Origin of the sequence: Methylococcus capsulatus str. Texas = ATCC 19069 (assembly GCF_000424685.1) — a bacterium.
Taxonomy (GTDB): domain Bacteria; phylum Pseudomonadota; class Gammaproteobacteria; order Methylococcales; family Methylococcaceae; genus Methylococcus; species Methylococcus capsulatus.
On the sequence record NZ_KE384224.1, the window covers coordinates 212830 to 231111 of the forward strand.

Annotated in this window: 10 protein-coding genes; 5 read left to right on the plus strand and 5 right to left on the minus strand. The window is 66.5% G+C overall.

Annotated features, from left to right (window positions below; genetic code table 11):
* Window positions 1–50: 50 nt before the first annotated feature.
* On the minus strand, window positions 51–3461 hold the full coding sequence (locus H156_RS0112395) for a GH36-type glycosyl hydrolase domain-containing protein (protein WP_017365303.1): 3411 nt from the start codon (window positions 3459–3461) through the stop codon (window positions 51–53).
* Window positions 3462–3719: 258 nt separating this feature from the next.
* On the opposite strand from H156_RS0112395, the gene H156_RS0112400 reads away from it, so the two are divergent.
* Entirely contained in the window at window positions 3720–6071 is a 2352-nt protein-coding gene (locus H156_RS0112400; protein WP_017365302.1) for a fatty acid cis/trans isomerase, read from the plus strand.
* Between the two features lies 1 nt (window position 6072).
* On the opposite strand, the gene H156_RS0112405 is transcribed toward H156_RS0112400, so the two are convergent.
* The 3 genes from H156_RS0112405 to H156_RS0112420 all read right to left on the minus strand — a co-directional run bounded on the left by H156_RS0112405 (window position 6073) and on the right by H156_RS0112420 (window position 9518).
* Window positions 6073–6408, minus strand: a complete 336-nt coding sequence (locus H156_RS0112405; protein WP_017365301.1) for a hypothetical protein — start codon at window positions 6406–6408, stop codon at window positions 6073–6075.
* Between the two features lie 2 nt (window positions 6409–6410).
* Window positions 6411–7829, minus strand: a complete 1419-nt coding sequence (locus H156_RS0112410; protein ID WP_017365300.1) for a sensor domain-containing diguanylate cyclase — start codon at window positions 7827–7829, stop codon at window positions 6411–6413.
* A gap of 495 nt (window positions 7830–8324) precedes the next feature.
* Window positions 8325–9518 carry an ammonium transporter gene (locus tag H156_RS0112420; protein ID WP_017365298.1) on the minus strand — a complete coding sequence of 398 codons (1194 nt, stop codon included), beginning with the start codon at window positions 9516–9518 and terminating at the stop codon, window positions 8325–8327.
* A gap of 175 nt (window positions 9519–9693) precedes the next feature.
* On the opposite strand from H156_RS0112420, the gene H156_RS0112425 reads away from it, so the two are divergent.
* The 3 genes from H156_RS0112425 to H156_RS0112435 are packed head-to-tail and all read left to right on the plus strand — an operon-like array spanning window position 9694 to window position 15902.
* Complete coding sequence (locus H156_RS0112425; RefSeq protein ID WP_017365297.1) at window positions 9694–13932, plus strand: DEAD/DEAH box helicase; 4239 nt, start codon at window positions 9694–9696, stop codon at window positions 13930–13932.
* 27 nt (window positions 13933–13959) lie between these two features.
* Complete coding sequence (locus H156_RS0112430; protein ID WP_010960845.1) at window positions 13960–15312, plus strand: GH1 family beta-glucosidase; 1353 nt, start codon at window positions 13960–13962, stop codon at window positions 15310–15312.
* A 14-nt stretch (window positions 15313–15326) separates the two neighbouring features.
* Complete coding sequence (locus tag H156_RS0112435; RefSeq protein WP_036246478.1) at window positions 15327–15902, plus strand: DUF4136 domain-containing protein; 576 nt, start codon at window positions 15327–15329, stop codon at window positions 15900–15902.
* A gap of 6 nt (window positions 15903–15908) precedes the next feature.
* Here H156_RS0112435 and pbpC read toward each other — a convergent pair whose 3' ends face one another.
* Window positions 15909–18050 (minus strand): penicillin-binding protein 1C, encoded by a 2142-nt coding sequence (gene pbpC / locus H156_RS0112440; RefSeq protein WP_017365295.1) that lies wholly within the window; start codon window positions 18048–18050, stop codon window positions 15909–15911.
* Between pbpC and H156_RS17090 the strand changes: the two genes are divergently transcribed.
* Window positions 18049–18222, plus strand: coding sequence for a hypothetical protein (locus H156_RS17090; RefSeq protein ID WP_017365294.1), 174 nt, complete (start codon window positions 18049–18051; stop codon window positions 18220–18222). The two genes, pbpC and H156_RS17090, sit on opposite strands and share 2 nt — an antisense overlap.
* Window positions 18223–18282: the final 60 nt, after the last annotated feature.

An 18282-nucleotide genomic window follows, 5' to 3' on the forward strand; every position in this document is an offset into this window, starting at 1 on the left:
TCCGGCGGTCCGCGGCGGCTCCGGAACGGTCCCACTGCCGCCAGGGTGTCTCAACGCAAGTTCACGGTCAGCCGGTTGCGGCATTCCATCAGGGTCGTCAGTGTGTCCAGGGCGACTTCGGCGCCGCCGACCCGGTACGGATTCGGTGTCCGGCGGAACGGCAGTTCGGTGCCGTTCAGGCTGACGGAAAGGGGGCCGCAGCCGCAACTCTGGATGGAGTAGACCACTTCGAACGCCGAGCCGGCGAGTTCCAGCTCCACCCGGAGGCCATCCAATGCCTTCGGTATGACCGGGTCGATCACCAGCTTCGAGCGTTCCAGCCGCAACCCCAGCAAGCCGCGCAAGATGAGTCCCAGCCCGATGCCCGCGCCGCTCGAATACACTCGCCAGCCGCCGTCGAGGGCGATTTCCCCCTTCCGGACCCGTTCGTATTCGGCTTGCGCCTGATAGCGGTCGGCAAAGGCGGCATCGGAACTGGAGTGATAGCAGTTGGCCTGGCGCGGGGTGGCGGAGGGAACCCGGGCGCGCAGACCGATGGGATTGGCCTTGCACAGCGCTTCGAAGAAGCCCTCTGCATCGCCGTAACGGGCCAGTGCTTCCGCATAGCGGAGATGGGCGTGGGTGTACATCAGTCCGATTTCGCGGCCGAAGAAGCTGCTGCTCTCTGCGCGCTGGAAATACTTTTGTGGCCCGCCGCGGTAGGTCAGAGGCCGGTCGAACAGCCTGGCACCGTCGGGTCCGAGCAGATGGTTTTCGATGAGTCTCAGGTGCCGTGACGCCTGTTCCGGCGTCAGCAGACCGTTGCCGATGGCGTGGATCATCGGCAGCAGGCTGAAGGAAAGTCCGGTGGCGCGGTCGTGCGGATGCACCAGAAGAGCGATTCGTCCGTCCTCGCCGAAATGGGCGTAGCCGGCGAGGACGCCGTCGGCCATCAGCAGGCGCTGGAAGTCTTCCCGCACTCCCGCGGCCGCGGCCTCGAAGGCTCCGGCCTGGTCATCGCGCCCCAGGCGGCGCAGCGCTTCGGCCAGCGTGGTCAGCGTCTGGTAATGCAGGGTCACGGTCCAGGCGCTGCACAGCCGTTCGCGCATGGCCGGATCCACCGGCTGCAGCGAGTCGTTCCAATCGCCATGGCCGTAGGCGACCAGCCGGGTGTCGGGAATCGTCCGCGCCGCCACCACCCCCAGCGCGCGCTCAACGTGCCCCCAGAGCGTCGCCCGCCCGGCCTTGTCGCCGCCTTCCGGATGGAAGAAGGGCAAAACCTCATCCAGCAGCGCACCGTCTCCGGAGGCCAGCAGGTATTGGGCGAGGGCCAGGACCGGCCAGAACACGATGTCGCCGTGGGAGTCGCCGGGGCGGATGTTGCGCTCGCGCTCGAAGAACATGAACCACTGCGGCCAGTCGCCGTCCGGATTCTGGTTATTGAACACCCGGCACAGCAGGTCGCGGACCGGTTCGAACCGGCCCAGCGCCAGCAGCATTTCCACCGGCCCCTGGCATACGTCGCGGACGCCCCAGCCGCCGCCGGAATACTGCTCCAGCCCGCGCGGGCTGAGATAATGGATCAGGGCGTTATGGGCGAACCATGGCAGAATCTCCCGCAGGCGCTCGATGTCTCCCCCCAATGCACTGCCGGCCGGCGGACAGACCCGCAAGGCTGCGGTCATTTCACGCCAATACCGGTCCGTGCCGGCTTCGGCCGTGGCCGGAGCCGCCGGCACCAGACAGCCGGTGATGCGGAAGCCGGCCGACGAGACCGGGGCCGTGACCAGGCACAGGAAGGGTTCTCCCCGGGACTGCCCATCGGCGTACAGCAGCTCGTCCCCCCCGACGGTCTCGAGCGGAGTGCCGGGCAGCGGATCGATGCGGAAGCCGCCATTCGGGAAACGGCGGCCGACGTCGGACTCAGGGATAGGGTGCACGAACACTCCCATTCCGTCGCGGACGAATCGCGCCGGCACGGCCTCGGCGCCGTCGTCGCCGTTGAGGGCCACGTGGTTGCTGAGCAGGCAGCGGACGGGCGGCCCTTCCAGCACGTCCAGGGTTACCGAGAGTTCATGGCTCCCGATGGCGGCCTCGCTGCGCACCTGCAGCATGCCGCCGGCGTGTTTGTAGATCCAGCGGCAACCCTCCGGCCGCATTTCGAAGGCGGAAGACACATCCAACAGATGCCAGCGACCGTCGATCTCGACGAACAGCCGTTGGCCGTGCCCCCGGAACAGGCCCAGGTAACCGTGGGTGGTGGACAGGAAGCGGTTGATGCTCACATGACCCTGGGTCACCATCGAATGGAACACGCCGGCCATCCAGACGGTGGAGGTCAGGCCGGCCTCGTCGGGCACCAGGCCGTTGCCGGTGCGGAGGATGTGGCCGTGGGGACGCAGCACTTCGAGTTCCTTGGCCCTGAGCACGACGTGGCTGCGGTCGCCGGTGAAGAAGGACAGCAGGCGGCCATGCTCCAGCTCCGGCTCCCGTCTTTTGCCGCCGAACAGCCCGGTGACCTCGGCATCGCCGAGATCGAGGGCATCGAGGAGCGGTGCGGCGCTGAACAGACTGGCGGGTGGCGTGAAACCTTCGGACCGATTTCGTCTTGCCGGCGGAGGCGCCGCTTCCGGCAGGTTCAGGGCCCGATCGACGAAGGCCAGGTCAGCGGCGGATGTCGCCTCCGGGTGATCCGGTTCGAACCAGCCGAAGAAACCCACCGCCGCTGCCTCGCCCGGCGCCAGTTTCAGCGGGGCGTCCTGGATCACGGCCATGGCGTGTTCGTGCTGGCGGCGCGAGCCGGGGAGTCCTTCCACCAGGCCCCGCGGTGGTCGGCCGGCACGGCGCTCCAGACCGTAGAACTGCAGTGCGTCGGTAGCGAAACTCCTGGCCCGGTTCAGCGAACCGATGATGACCCAGGGAAAACGGCCGCCCATCGCCTGGTTCTGGCGGGTAGCCAGCACCGTACCCCGTGAGGGGTGAGGGAGCGGCGTGTGGTCCAGGTACTGGCTGACGTAGTACTCGTTGAGCCGCACCGCGCCATAGTGCGCCAGTCCCAGGTCCTGGGCATAGAGCAACTCCACCGTCTCTCCGGTACCGCCGGTGTTCTCTAGGGCCACGTGCCAGAACCAGGCGGGCGCGGTTTCGGCCAGCGCCAGGAAGACGCCGAACCGGATGCCCGCCCATTCGCCCTCGATCGATAGCCCTCGTCCGTCGCACCGTATGCGGCCGGGACTGCGCGGACCGAGCAGCGGCACGGCCTCCGCGGGACCTTCGGGCACGCCCAGGGGAAGCTCCGAGAGGCGGCGCAGATAGAGGTTGGCCGGTCCGCCCTCGGCCTCCGAGCCGGGGAACAGGTTCAAGAGAATGTCGCGGTAATCCATGCGCCGGACCGAACCCTTGGATGTGAGCTGGAAGATCAGGCCGGAAGGGCTTTCCAGGCGGATCGCCGGCCTCGCCGTCATCGGATGCTTTGGGTTCATGGTTCACACCGGCCGTTGCAAATGATCCGGCCCCGGAGGCCGGGATGAAAAGGCTGCGTAATCTGAAGGCGCATGCGGGGGATATTTCCGAATTCGGCTGCTGGGTACGGTGGCGTAACCGCTTCCGGCGGAGGATAGTGGATCGCAAGGGGCAAACCAAGCCGCGTTCGCTCCGCGGCGGTGTATTTGCTACCTTAGCCGGGGGCGCCCCCCGGCGCAGCCGCCGCAGCGTCTTGCCTTGCTTCTGGAGATTTCTGAATGCGTCCCTTCATCGCGCTTTTCCTTCTCGCCCTCGTTGGGGGCTGTGCCGTCTATGGCCAATATCGGCTGGATCAGCGCTATGGCGCACCCGACCCCCGCCGTTTCGATCGGCCCCGGAGCACGGCGGCACTTCCCGTCGAGTACCGGCGCGACGTCAAACCCATCCTGGACAGCCGCTGCGTGGTTTGCCATGCCTGCTACGATGCGCCCTGCCAGTTGCAACTGGGCAGCTATGAAGGGGTGACGCGCGGCGCCAACGGCGAGCAGGTCTACAATGCCGCCCGCCTGCTCGCGGCCGATCCCACCCGTTTGTTTTTGGACGCCCGCAGCACGGCCGAATGGCGAAGCAAAGGATTCCATCCCGTGCTCAACGAACGCAACTCCACCACCGAGGCCAACCGTGAGGCGGGCGTGATGGCGAATCTCTTGGCACTCAAGCGCCGGTTCGAGTTCCCCTCCTATGGCCTGCTGCCCCGGGATCGCTACGATTTTTCCTTGGACCGCAGCCAGCAGTGTCCTGCCATCGAAGAGATCGGCGATTTCGAAGCCGAGCATCCGGAATGGGGCATGCCTTATGGTCTGCCGCCGCTCTCCGAGCGGGAAAACCGCACGCTCATGGCGTGGCTGGAAGGCGGCGCTCCCGCCGCTCCGGAGCCTGCCCTCTCCGCGGCGGAGCGCGACCAGATCAGCCGCTGGGAGGCATTCCTCAACGGCGCCGATCCCAAGATGCGCTTGATGAGCCGCTACCTGTACGAACACTGGTTTCTGGCCCACTTGTATTTCGACGAGCTTCCGCCGGGCGGCTACTTCGAACTCGTCCGCTCCCGCACCGCGCCGGGCCAGCCCATCGATGCCATCGCGACCCGCCGCCCCTACGACGATCCGGGCGTAGCGCGGGTCTACTATCGCCTGCGGCCGCATCGCCCGGCCCTGGTCTCCAAGACCCACATGCCCTACGCCCTCAACACGGCACGCATGGCGCGCATCAAGACCTGGTTCCTGGATGAGCCCTACACCGTCAAGGCGCTGCCGTCCTACGAACCGAAGGTCTCGGCGAATCCGTTCATCACTTTCGAGCAGATTCCGGTGCGCTCGCGCTATCGCCTGCTGCTGGACGAGGCGCAGTTCACCATCATGAATTTCATCAAGGGACCGGTGTGCCGGGGGCAGGTGGCGCTCAACGTGATCAACGATCACTTTTGGATCGGGTTCATCCATCCCGACAACCCGGTATTCAACGAGACCTCCGCGTTCCTGGCCGACGTACTGAAGGAAGTCGGTCTGCCGACGGAACAGCAGAGCAATGCGCTGCTCACCAAATGGCTGCTGTATTCGCGCGGACAGACCGATTACCTGCGGCGCAAATCGGAACTGGTGAACCGGCGCTTCACCGGCCGCAATAGCCCGAGCCTGTCCATGCTGTGGGATGGTGACGGCTACAACCCGAATGCCGCCCTCACCGTGTTCCGCCATTTCGACAGTGCCAGCGTCGTCAAGGGGCTGCTCGGCGATCGGCCGCAGACGGCTTTAATCATGGGTTACACCTTGCTGGAGCGCATCCATTACCTGCTGGTGGCGGGCTTCGACGTCTACGGCAACACCGCGCACCAGTTGGAGGCCCGGCTGTACATGGATTTTCTGCGGATGGAGGGCGAGATGAACTTCCTGGCCCTGTTGCCGGCCGGCGACCGCAACGCGGTGCGCGATTTCTGGTACCGCGGCGCCGGGGATGAAGTCAAGACCTACCTGAACGGCAGCAAAGCCTATTTCACCCAGCGCACGGGTGTCGAATACCGGACCGGCGATCCCTTGACGGAACTGTTCGGCCTTTGGAAAGCCCATCTGGCGCCGGTGCTGGATCACCGTCACGAGTATGCCCAAAGCACGCAGGACGATCCGAACGCCGGTCTGTTGAAAACACTCTCGGGTCTGCGGGGCAGGATGCTCTCCATCCTGCCCGAATCCAGTTTCCTGACCCTCCAGGGCGAGGACGGTGTCGACCGCCATTACACCCTGATCCGTAACAGCGCCCACAGCAACATTTCCGAGCTGTTTTTTGAGGAAGACCGGCGCCTGCCGGACGAAGACACCCTGCTGGTGGCGCGCGGATTCATCGGCGCCTATCCGAACGCTTTCTACCGGCTCCGGAGCAACCGTCTGGCGGCTTTCATCGACCAACTCGGCCGTCTCCGGTCGGAGCAGGATTATGCGGAGTTCGCCGCCCGTTTCGCGGTCCGCCGCACCGATCCGCGGTTTTGGGCGCACAGCGACGCGGTGCACGAAGCCTTCCGCAAGGCCGACCCGGTGGAGGCATCCCTGTTCGATTTCAATCGCCTCGAAAACCGTTAGCTCAGCGTTGGAACAGCAGATCGAAGGTTTCCTGCTGGCGGGTGTCCAGGCCCGCGGTCGTGATCTGCAAATTGAGGATGTTGCCGTTGACGAAGGCCACGCGGCAGGGAATTTTCAGCAAGGCGTTGGGCAGGCCGGGACCACGGATGGTGAGGGTGAGTACGCCCCGGTCTCCCGGCCTGGGGCGGCGTGGACCCGGTGTCAGCAAGGCGGCGCTTTGCAGAGAGATATCCACGGGCGACAGGTCCCGTGTGTTACCGCTGATCGCCGGACACCCGGCAAACTCCACCCTGCAGGCCAGGCGGAGCGTGCGACGGCCGGCATGGGGCTGGGGCATCGCTACCTCCCCCCGCCGGAACGGCTTTGTTTCTCCGCATACATGGCGGCATCGGCCCGGCGCAGCAGGGCATCCAGCCCGCCGTCCGATGATTCGCTCACTGCCACGCCTATGCTGGCCCCGACTTCCAGTCCCTCGGTCGAAGCCGATCGCAACGCGTCGGCGATCCTGGCGCTCACCCCGCGGGCCCCGGCTTCATCCGTATCCGGCAGGAGCGCGGCGAATTCGTCACCGCCGATCCGGCCCCCCAGGTCGTCCTTCCGCAACACGGCTCGGCAGGCTCCCGCGACACGGGAGATGGCGGAATCGCCCATGTGATGGCCATAGCTGTCGTTGATGACTTTCAGGCCATCGACGTCGATGAGCAGTGCCGCCAGGGGGCGGCCGGTATCCTGCGCTTCGGCGAGCATCGCTTCCCCCCGCTCGAAGAAATAAGCGCGGTTGGCCATCCCGGTGAGGCCGTCGCGGGTGGCGCGATAGTGCAGCTCTTCCGTGCGCCTGGCCACCCGTCGTTCCAGTGTTTCGTTCATTCGCCGCAATTTTTCCTCGGCGGCGCGGCGTTCGCTGACCAGCGCCCCCATGGCCAGCGTGGAGGTTCCCAGGACGACCAGCAGCAAGCCCACGTTCAGCAAGGGTTGAGTGCTGCCCAAGAGATGGAACGGTCCGAGCCCCAGCAGCGTCCCCCCGATCGCGATGAGTGCCACGGCGGACAACAGCGCGGTGGCTGCCTGCAGGGAACAGCGCACCGTCAGCCACAGCACCGGTGCAAACAGCAGGTAAGGAAGTCCTTCGAACGGATGCACGGAGGCACGGATGCCCAAAAACACCGCCGCGGCGAAGGACAGCGTCGCGGCTGCCACGGTGAATGCCTCCCAGAAGTTTCCCGGCTGCCGTTGGCGCCGGCGGACACTGCACCACAGGATCAGCGTGGGTCCCAGGAGAAAAATGCCCCCCGCCTCTGAAAGCGTCCAGCGCCACCAAGCGCTGTCGATGCCCTGCGGCGGAACGAGGCCGGAGGCGACCGCCAGCGCAACCCCGGTGGAAGCGGCCAGGCACGCCGGCACCAGCGCGCCAAAGACGATGAAGCAGACCACGTGGCGCAGTCGGAAGAACGGTTGTTTGGAGCGAGTCGTCCAACGGACGAGGAGGGCACCGAGGACCGGGGTGGCGACGTTGACCAGGGATATGGCCGTCGCCAGCGGGAGCGGCAGGCCGAACAGTCGCCAATTGACGAAGAAGGCCCCGGCGAAGATCCCGGGCCATGCCCGGTTACCGCTCAGCAACGCTGCCGCCAGCGCAATGCCGGCCGGCGGCCAGAAAGGCGAGGGGAAAAAGCTGTAGCCCGCAAGCAGCGCCGAGGTGCCGAACCCGGCCGCGGCAAAGGCCAGGGCGACGGTTAGATTCTGTAATTCGATGCGCATCGTGACGGGCCGGCAGATGATCGGCGAATATTGGCAAGAAGGATACCCCCAGCCGGTGCCGGGTCGTCGATAGGGGTACCGAAGGAGTGTGGGTCGCGTCAAGACCGGAGGAGACCGAAAGCAACCCATCCCGACCCTGATCGGTCCCGGCTGGCTTCTCGCCGACACGTCTATCTCGCCTGCCCATCGCTTGCCCCGACCGAAGGTTACGGTTCCCACCGTCCGATGGAATCGTCGGCGGCTGCGGCGGTGCCGCTGTCACGGGAAATGAACATCGCCGGCATGGCGGGCATCATCGACCTGTCCCGTCATCCACCCTGAATCCGGAGTGCCGTCCAAGACCCGTGGTGTCCCGGACGGGGTCGATGACATCTCGGCCATGGCCGGATCACAGGGATGCACGGCAGAGGAGTAAGGGGGAAACGGCGCAGGATCGACCCGCATGGGGGCCGTGACGGTGTTGCATCCGTCTACGACCGCCTTTCCCACGGGAGGTCACCAGCCCGCTTCCTTCTCCGGGCTGGACGAAATCCTGTGCAGCGTCAAATCCGCGCCGTCGAATTCCTCTTCCGGTGTCAGGCGCAGGCCGATCAGCGTTTTCGCGGCACCGTAGACCGCGAGCCCCCCCGCCAAGGCAATTGCCACTCCGAGCCCCGTCCCGAGGACCTGCGCCATGAAACTGATGCCGCCGATGCCCCCCAACGCGCTTTGGCCGAATATGCCGGCGGCGATGCCGCCCCAGGCGCCGCAGAGGCCGTGTAAGGGCCAGACGCCGAGCACGTCGTCGATTTTCCAGCGGTTCTGGGTCAGGGTGAACAGGTAGACGAACAGGAAGCCGGCGACTGCGCCGACGGCCAGGGCACCTATGGGGTGCATCAGGTCGGAGCCGGCGCAGACGGCGACCAGACCGGCCAGGGGGCCGTTGTGGACGAAGCCGGGATCGTTGCGGCCGGCGAGCAGGGCGGCGAGGGTGCCCCCGACCATGGCCATGAGCGAGTTGACGGCGACCAGGCCGCTGATGCCGTTGAGATTCTGCGCGGACATGACGTTGAAGCCGAACCAGCCGACGGTGAGGATCCAGGCGCCCAGCGCAAGGAAGGGGATGCTGGACGGCGGGTGGGCGGCGATCATGCCGTCGCGGTGGTAGCGTCCGCGCCGCGGTCCCAGCAGCAGCACCGCGGCCAGGCCGATCCAGCCGCCGACGGCATGGACCACGACGGACCCGGCGAAATCATGGAACTGCGCGCCGAAACGAGTTTGCAGCCAACCCTGGAAGCCGAGATTGGAATTCCAGGCGATGCCTTCGAACAGCGGGTAGACGAAGCCGACCAGCAGGAAGGTCGCGGCGAGCTGGGGATTGAACTTCGAACGTTCGGCGATGCCGCCGGAGACGATGGCCGGGATGGCGGCGGCGAAGGTCAGGAGGAAAAAGAACTTGACCAGGCCGTAACCGTTGTCCACCGTGAGCGCCAGGGCGCTGTCGAAGAAATCGACGCCATAGGCGAGCTCATAGCCGATGAAAAAATAGGCGATGGTGGACATCGCAAAATCGCTGAGGATCTTGACCAGCGCGTTGACTTGGTTCTTGCGCCGCACCGTGCCGACTTCGAGAAAGGCGAAGCCGGCATGCATGGCCAGCACCATGATGGCGCCGAGCAGGACGAACAGGACGTCAGCACTTTTTGTCATTCTTTTCCCTAAATCGCGGTATTTCTTTGGTATCTTTGCGAAGGCAAATTGCGAGCCATCGTGGCTCACGGCGCCAGTGCCTTGTTTTGGCGCGACCTGTCGACCGTGGGGCAGGATTCGTCTGACTCGTAATGGTGCGACCCGTGACGGCTGTGTCATCAGTTGGTGCAAATAGATGTCGATAGAGGGCTTCCATCCCATCGTCGGTTCCTGGTTCGAGGCGGCCATCGGCACACCGACACCTGCTCAGACCCGGGCCTGGGCCGCGGTGCAGGGCGGCCATAACGTCCTGGTGGCCGCGCCCACCGGTTCGGGCAAGACCCTGGCGGCATTCCTGGCGGTGATCGACGAGCTGGTGCGGGAAGGGGAGGTGGTCGGCCTGCCGGACGAAACCCGTATCCTTTACATTTCGCCGCTCAAGGCCTTGAGCAATGACATCCACAAGAACCTGCAGTTGCCGCTGGAAGGTATACAGCGGATGCTGTTCGAATCCGGCCGGACCGCGCTGACGATCCGCTCCCGGGTCCGCACCGGCGATACGCCTGCCACCGAGCGTACCGCCATGACCCGTCAGCCGCCGCACATTCTGGTCACTACGCCGGAATCCATCTACATCCTGCTGACCAGCGCCGGCGGGCGGCGGATGCTGGGGACGGTGCGGACGGTGATCGTCGACGAGATCCACGCCGTCCTGGGCAGCAAGCGCGGGTCGCATCTGGCGCTGTCGTTGGAGCGACTCGAAAGACTCACCGGGCGAAGTGTGCGACGCATCGGGCTGTCGGCCACTCAGCGTCCCGTCGAGGAAGTCGCGCGTTTTCTCACCGGCGGGCGCGGCGACTGTGTGGTCGTGGACGAGGGCCACCGGCGGCGGCTGGATCTGGACATCGAGCTGCCGGATTTCCCGCTGGAGGCCGTGCTGTCGAACGAGGCAGCCGGGCAAGTCTACGACCGCATGGCGCAACTGGTTCGCCAGCACCGTACCACCCTGGTGTTCGTGAACACCCGCCGCCTGGCGGAGCGGCTGGCGCGCGCTCTGGCCGAACGGATCGGCGAGGAAGGCGTCACCTCGCATCACGGCAGCCTGTCCAAGGAGCAGCGGTTGGAGGCGGAAACCCGGCTCAAGGCCGGCCGGCTGAAGGCTCTGGTGGCGACGGCGTCGCTGGAGTTGGGTATCGACATCGGTGACATCGACTTGGTCTGCCAGTTCGGGGCGACCGGGACCATCGCCGCCTTCCTGCAGCGGGTGGGCCGTTCCGGCCATTACGCTGGCGGACTGCCCAAAGGCCGGTTGTTCCCGACCAGCCGTGACGATCTGATTGACTGTCTCGCGCTGGTGGATGCACTGCGCCGGGGTGAACTCGACCGCATTCCCATCCCGGTTCGGCCGCTGGATGTGCTGGCGCAACAGATCGTCGCCATGGTGGCCTGCGAGGAATGGGGCGAGGACGAGCTCTACGATGCCGTGCGCGGCGCCTATCCGTACCGGGATCTCGGGCGCGCCGATTTCGACGCCGTAGTCGCCATGCTGGCGGAGGGCTACAGTACCCGCCGCGGCATCCGCGGGGCCTATGTGCACCGCGACCGCATCCACGGCCGGCTGCGGCCGCGCAAAGGCGCACGGGTGACCGCGGTCACCTGCGGCGGCGCCATTCCCGACAATGCCGAATACCGGGTGGTCGTCGAGCCCGGCGGGGAGGTGGTCGGCAGCGTGGACGAGGATTTCGCCATCGAGAGCATGGCGGGCGATGTGTTCCAGCTCGGCAATACGAGCTGGCGTGTTCTGCGGCTGGAGGGGGGGGCACTGCGGGTGGAGGATGCTGCCGGCATCCCGCCCAGCATTCCCTTCTGGTTCGGCGAGGCGCCGGGCCGCTCGTACGAGCTTTCGCTGGCGGTGTCGCGCCTGCGCGCGCGGATCGGGGACGCTCTGGAACGGACGGCGCCGGAGAAAGTCACCGCAGAGCTGGCCGCCGAACTGGCGCTGTCGCCGCGGGCGGTGGAGCAGGCGGTCAACTACCTGGCCGCCGCGAAGGCGTTGCTGGGCGTGCTGCCGACCTTCGACACGGTGGTGTTCGAGCGCTTCTTCGACGAATCCGGCGGCATGCAGTTCATCATCCACGCGCCCTTCGGCAGCCGGGTCAACCGCGCCTGGGGTCTGGCGCTGCGCAAACGTTTCTGCCGCACCTTCAATTTCGAGCTGCAGGCGGCGGCGACCGAAAACGCGCTGATCCTGTCGCTCGGCGTGGCACAGAGCTTCGCGTTGGAAGAAGTCAAACGGTTTCTGGGCCCGGACACGGTGCGGCCCCTCCTGGTCCAGGCCCTGCTCGATGCGCCGATGTTCAAAGTGCGCTGGCGCTGGAATGCGGTATGTGCCCTGGCGCTCAAACGTTTCCAGGGCGGCGGCAAGACCCCGCCCTATCTGCTGCGGATGCAGGCGGAAGACCTGGTCACCTGCGTGTTCCCGGACCAGCTCGCCTGTTTCGAAAACATCGTCGGCGACCGCGAGGTTCCCGATCATCCCCTGGTCAAGCAGACCGTGCACGATTGCCTGACCGAGGCCATGGACCTGGAGCGGCTGATCGAGGTGATCCGGGGCATCCGCGAGGGGACGATCCGGGTCGAATGCCGTGACCTGACCGAGCCTTCGCCGCTGGCCGCCGAGATCGTCAATTCCAAGGTCTACACCTTTCTCGACGGCGCGCCGCTGGAAGAGCGGCGTACCCGTGCGGTGGCCATGCGCCGCTGGCTGGAGCCCCGTGCCGCCGATGACCTGGGCCGGCTCGACGCGGCGGCCATCGCCCGCGTCCTCGACGAGATCGGGCCGCAGGGCGGGGCGGTGGAAGAGGTGCACGACGCGCTGAGCGTCTCGGGTTACGTCACGGTGCAGGAGGTCGCCCAAAACGGCTGGATGCGCTTCCTGGCGGAACTCGCGGCTACCGGCCGCGCCGCCCGTCTGTCCCGGGGCGGCGCGGGGTTGTGGCTCGCCGCCGAACGCTGGCCGCAGTTCCGGGCCGTCTATCCCGACACCGCGACTGAACCGGCGCTGACTTTGCCGCCGGCCCTGGATGCCGAGCTCTGGGAATCCGGGCCGGCCCTGGTCGAGGTTCTCCGCGCCCGTCTCGGCGTAACGGGGCCGGTGACCGTGGCGCGGCTCGTCGCCGAGACCGGGCTGGCAGCCGCGACGCTCGAAGCGGCCTTGTGTGCCCTGGAAAGCGAAGGCACGGTGTTGCGGGGCGCCTTCACTCCGGGATCGGGCGAGACCGAATGGTGCGAGCGCAGCATCCTGGCGCGTATCCACCGCTACACCCTGGGCCGCCTGCGGCAGGCGGTCGAGCCGGTCACGGCCGCCGATTTCATGCGTTTCCTCCTGCACTGGCAGCATGTGCATCCGGCGGCGAAGGTCCGGGGCAAGGACGGCCTCGCCCTGGTGCTGGAGCAGCTCGAAGGCTTTCAGGCCACCGCCGCCGCCTGGGAGGGGGAGATCCTGCCGGCGCGGGTCGTGGATTACGACCCGGTTTGGCTGGATACGCTCTGCGTTTCCGGCCGGATCACCTGGCGGCGGCTGGTGTGCGAAGGTTCCGGTGGCGGATCGCTGCGGGTCGCGCCTCTGGTCCTGTTGCCGCGCAGCCATCAGTGCCGCTGGTCGGCTGCGGTGGCCGGCGGGATTTCGGGTACTGCGGCCCGCTTGGCCGAGAGCCTGGAAAGGCATGGCGCGCAGTTCTTCGATGAACTGGTGGCATCGAGCGGGCTGCTCAAGACACAGGCGGAAGAAGCCCTGAGCGAACTCGCGGCGAAAGGGCGGGTGACCTCGGACGGTTTCTTGGGGCTACGGGCGCTGTTGATGCCGGAACAGCGCAAACGACGCTACCGCGGTGTGACCGGAATCGAGGAGGCCGGACGCTGGAGTCTGGTGCCGGTCGCCGGGATGCACCCGGACCAGATCGAACACGCTGCGCGGGTCTTGCTCAAGCGTTACGGGGTGGTGTTCCGCAGCCTGCTCGAGCGGGAGCCGGCCGTGCCGTCCTGGCTGGATCTGGTGCGGGTGTTCCGGCGGCTGGAGGCGCGGGGGGAGATCCTCGGCGGGCGGTTCGTCGCCGGACGCTACGGTGAGCAGTTCGCCCTGCGGGAGGCCGTCGAGTCTCTGCGCAAGATCCGGAAAGAGGCACCCGAAGGCATCATCGTCTCCGTCGATGGGGCCGATCCGCTCAACCTCGCCGGCACCGTGCTGCCCGGTGAGCGCATCGCCGCCAACAGCGGCAAGCGGCTGGTGCTGCGGGACGGCGTGCCGGTGGCGGTGGCAACGGCACGGGGCGTGGTGTACCTCGCCGACGGAAGCGGTCCCATCGACCCGCGTCAGGCATTGGCGCGCCCGGCCGTGGCGCCGGGCTTGCGGGCTTACCTGGGCAGGCGGCGATAATCGCCCTTTCCACAGACAGGACGTTGCATGAGCAGATACGAGTTTCCAGAGCGATTCCTCTGGGGCGCGGCCACTTCGGCCTACCAAGTCGAAGGCTCGCCCCTGGCCGACGGTGCGGGACCGAGCAACTGGCACCGGTTCTGCCGCCAGCCGGGGCGCATCCTCAACGGCGACACCGGTGACACCGCCTGCGACCACTACCGGCGTTTCCGGGAAGACGTTGCGCTGATGAAGGCGCTGGGGCTTTCGGCTTACCGGTTCTCGATCGCCTGGAGCCGGATTTTCCCGGAAGGGAAGGGCAGGATCAATTGGCGCGGAATCGCCCATTATCAGGCGCTGGTCGAGACCCTGCTGGAGCACGGTATCCGGCCGATGGCGACGCTCCATCACTGGGACCTGCCGGCGGCGCTGGAGGACCTCGGCGGCTGGGCGAACCGCGACAGCGCGGGCTGGTTCGCCGATTATGCGCACACCGTCATCAGAGCGCTGGGCAACGAGATCGATTTGTGGGCGACGCTGAACGAGCCCTGGGTCATCATGGACGCGGGTTATGTCTCGGGCGTACATCCTCCGGGTCACAGGTCCCTGAAGGATGCGCCCTGGGTCACGCACAACCTGCTGCGGGCCCACGCCTTGGCCGTACAGGCGTTTCGCGCCGACGGCCGGGGGCAGATCGGACTGGTGGTCAATCTCGAGCCCAAATATGCCCTGACCGACAGCCGGGACGACCGGGCCGCCGCCGAGCGCGCCCACGCCTACATGAATCGCCAGTATCTCGATCCGGTCTTGCACGGTGCCTATCCCGACGAGCTGGCGGAAATTTCCGCTCTCCACTGGCCCAGCTTCGAGAGCGAAGACCTGCGCGTGATCCAGGAGCCCATCGATTACCTGGGCATCAACTACTACACCCGCGCCGTAGTCCGACACGATCCGTCGGGCGGGCCGCTCGAGGTAACCGCCGTGCCCCAGCGCGGCGTCGAGCATACCGAGATGGGCTGGGAGGTCTATCCGCAAGGGCTGAAGGACGTCTTGGCGTGGGTCAAGGCCCGCTACGGGGACATCCCTCTCTACATCACCGAAAACGGCGCGGCCTTCGCCGATCCTGAGGGAGAGAATGGCCGGATCGACGACACGCGCCGCATCGCCTATTACCGCAGCCATCTGCGCGCGCTGCACGAGGCCATCGCCCAAGGGGTGGACGTCCGGGGCTATTTCGCTTGGTCGCTGCTCGATAATTTCGAATGGACCTACGGTTACGCCAGGCGTTTCGGTCTGGTGCAGGTCGATCCCCTGACCCAGCGGCGTATCCCCAAAGCCAGCGCCGGGTTTTACGCCGAAGTGGCCCAGACCAACGGTGCCGTCCTGGATCGGGACTATTGACGAGGGAGGCCGGGATGAAACCAACGTTTGCGATGGGTGCCATGCTGCTGGCCGCCTGCGCTGGACCGGGATTGAAAATCGGGTTCGACGAAAATTACCACTTCGGCGGGACCAAGACCTGGAGCTACGCCGAGATGCCCGGTTCCGACAAGGCGGCTGCCGACAGGCTCCGGCTCGATACCCTGATGAAGGACACGCTGGAACCGTTGCTGGCGGCCAAAGGCTACACCCGGCGCGGAACCGGGGCCGATTTCCTGGTCGGCTGGTCGTTCGGCGAATGGAAGATCGACCGTCGCTCGCGGTCGGGCAGCGAGTGGGGCGCGGTCGGTCTGTTCTATCCCGGCATGCACGCCGTGCCCGCGCCGAAGGCACCGGAAGGACGGGCTCTGCCACCCAGTATCGATCCTTACGGCTCGTCCCATGAAAAGGCGAAGTTGGATCTGGTGGTCGTCGACGGCAGCAGCCGCCGCGTGGTCTGGCATGCCAGCGTGGAGGACGACGGGGACTTCGGCTACGCCCCCGATGTCCAACGGACGGAAATCAGGGAAGCCGTCGAACGAGCGTTTCAGGCGTTTCCGCCGGGGCGATAGTTTGTGTCAGCGCATACCCCGGACCTGGAACTTCACCAGGTCCAGCGTTCTCCCCCGATCGTCCATGAGTTTCAGCACATGGCCGCCGGGCTCCGGTGGCCATTTCACGGGAGTCTCCGCAGGGCCGACCGGCCTGCCATCGAGGAGGAAGGACATGCCCGCCCGGGCCGGCCTGGCCCGGAGGATGAGTTTCTGGTTGCGGGCAGGGATATCGGGGTCGAGGGCGATGATCATGCCGTCAGCGGGCGTTTCTATCCGGGGCGTCGGCGCCTCCGGAGCCGTCACTTCCGCAAGCTCGGTGCCGGCGACGAACCATTCTTCACGTTCGGGTTCCAGGGCGTCGGCATAACGGATGCGGCGCCCGATCACGCCTTCCGGCGGCGCGGGCGGCCGGCTCGGAAGGTCTGCATGCAGGCCGTTCATGATCTCCAGCCAGGCCGGGGCGGCGCCGGTGACGCCGGACACCTCATGCATGGCATCGCCTTCGAAATTACCCACCCACACGCCCACGGTGTAATGCTCGCTGTAGCCGATGCACCAGTTGTCGCGCATGTTCTTGCTGGTGCCGGTCTTGACCGCGCTCCAGTAGCGGGTGGTAAGCGGATTGTCCAAACCGAAACTGAGGGCGCGGCTGGAGCGATCGCTGAGGATGCTTCCCACGATGTAGGCAGCGCGTGGGTCGATGAGAGGGCGGGGCTCACCGGGGGCATCGTCCGCCAGCCAGTGTAACGGCGATGTGAGGCCACCGTTGGCGAGGGTACGGAAGGCATTGACCTGCTCCCATAGGCTGACTTCCCCCGAACCCAGGGCCAGCGAATAGCCGTAATACTCGCCGTCCTGGGTCAGCCCCCGGTAGCCAAGGTTCCACAGCCGTTCGTGGAAAGGCTCCAGGCCGACCAGGATCAGCGTGCGGATGGCGGGAATGTTGAGCGAGGCGGCCAGCGCGGTGCGGACGCTGACCCGGCCTTTGAAGTCGCGGTCGTAGTTCTGCGGAACGTAAAGGCCGGTGCGGGTTTCCAGGTCGAGCGGCGAGTCGTCCAAGATGGAGGCGGCGGTGAGATAGCGCTTCTCCAGCGCCAGCGCATAAAGGAAGGGTTTGAGGGTGGAGCCGGCTTGGCGCCGGGCGCGGACGCCATCGACTTGGCGCGCGCGGCTGTCGGGACCCGCCGATCCCACGTAGGCGAGCACTTCGCCGCCGTGGTTGTCCACGACCAGGGCGGCCCCGTCGCGGACATTGCGGCCTTTGAGCCCCCGAAGCTGTTGTTCCAGTGCCTGAATGGCGCGGCGCTGGATGGGCGCGCTGAGGGTGGTCCTGACCTTCTCACCGCGTTTTTTCAGCGATTGGCGGGCGAGGTGCGGCGCCAGCGCGATTGCTGGCGGCGGGCGCTCGACATGGGTCAGAGCCACCTCCGCCCGCCGCTCCAGGTCGCCGCAGTCAAGCGGGAAGTCGGCGGCCTTGGCGATGGCGCATGCCCGACGGGCGATTCGGGCGGTCCCGACATTGGGGGAAGGCAGGATGGCTGCGAGCAGTACCGACTCGGCCTCATCCAGACCGGAAGCCTCTTTGCCGAACAGCCCCAGGGCGGTGGCCGGCACGCCTTCCAGTTCGCCACGGAACCGGACCCGGTTGAGATAGGCCTCGAGAATCTCGTCCTTGCTCCAACGATGCTCCAGCTTCCGCGCCGCTCCGATTTGGCCGAGCTTCTGCCGGACGGAACGCCCGCCGCCATGCCTGGCCAGCCGCTGGTCCAAGAGGGCAGTAAGCTGCATGGTGATCGTGCTGGCGCCGCGCTTGCGTCCGCCGAGCGTTTCCCATGCCGCCACGGCCATGGCCCGCCAGTCCACGCCCCCATGATCGTGGAATCGCCGGTCTTCCGCCGCGAGGATGGCTTTCACCAGAGCGGGCGAGAACGTGCGCAAGGGCATCCAAGGGCTGCGTCGGGCGGAAAAATCCACCCGCTGCTCGTGGATGACCTCGCCGTTGCGGTCCAGCAGATAGGCATCCGATGGAATCCATTCGGCCTGGACGGAGCGGAATTCCGGTATGTTGGATCGAGGCAGGCTCCAGAAAACGGCGCCGCCCGCCGCGAACAGCAGCAGGGCGACACCCGCTCCCCAAGGTTTGATGCTGGAGGATCGACCAGACATGGGCCAACAGTATCAGGCCGGCGCCGGGACCCACAAGGATACGGGTGTCGGTCTCACCGATACCTTGCATGAGGAAGCGAAGGCCTGTCCTGGCGGTCGGTCCGGCCGTCCCGAGCCGGCCGCGGCGGCCGTCGTCGCGCACGGGATGGCACCGGCCGTGTTTTCGCACTGACCGCGCTTGGTATACTCGGGGACGTTTGACGTCCCTCCCTGCACTTTGCCGAACGAGGAG

Bases quoted from the DNA above. Each gene is read 5' to 3' on its own strand.
- H156_RS0112395 (WP_017365303.1), bottom strand. From the start codon at position 3,461: ATGAACCCAAAGCATCCGATGACGGCGAGGCCGGCGATCCGCCTGGAA.
- H156_RS17090 (WP_017365294.1), top strand. From the start codon at position 18,049: ATGGGCCAACAGTATCAGGCCGGCGCCGGGACCCACAAGGATACGGGT.
- H156_RS0112430 (WP_010960845.1), top strand. From the start codon at position 13,960: ATGAGCAGATACGAGTTTCCAGAGCGATTCCTCTGGGGCGCGGCCACT.
- H156_RS0112410 (WP_017365300.1), bottom strand. From the start codon at position 7,829: ATGCGCATCGAATTACAGAATCTAACCGTCGCCCTGGCCTTTGCCGCG.
- H156_RS0112405 (WP_017365301.1), bottom strand. From the start codon at position 6,408: ATGCCCCAGCCCCATGCCGGCCGTCGCACGCTCCGCCTGGCCTGCAGG.
- H156_RS0112420 (WP_017365298.1), bottom strand. From the start codon at position 9,518: ATGACAAAAAGTGCTGACGTCCTGTTCGTCCTGCTCGGCGCCATCATG.
- H156_RS0112435 (WP_036246478.1), top strand. From the start codon at position 15,327: ATGAAACCAACGTTTGCGATGGGTGCCATGCTGCTGGCCGCCTGCGCT.
- pbpC (WP_017365295.1), bottom strand. From the start codon at position 18,050: ATGTCTGGTCGATCCTCCAGCATCAAACCTTGGGGAGCGGGTGTCGCC.
- H156_RS0112400 (WP_017365302.1), top strand. From the start codon at position 3,720: ATGCGTCCCTTCATCGCGCTTTTCCTTCTCGCCCTCGTTGGGGGCTGT.
- H156_RS0112425 (WP_017365297.1), top strand. From the start codon at position 9,694: ATGTCGATAGAGGGCTTCCATCCCATCGTCGGTTCCTGGTTCGAGGCG.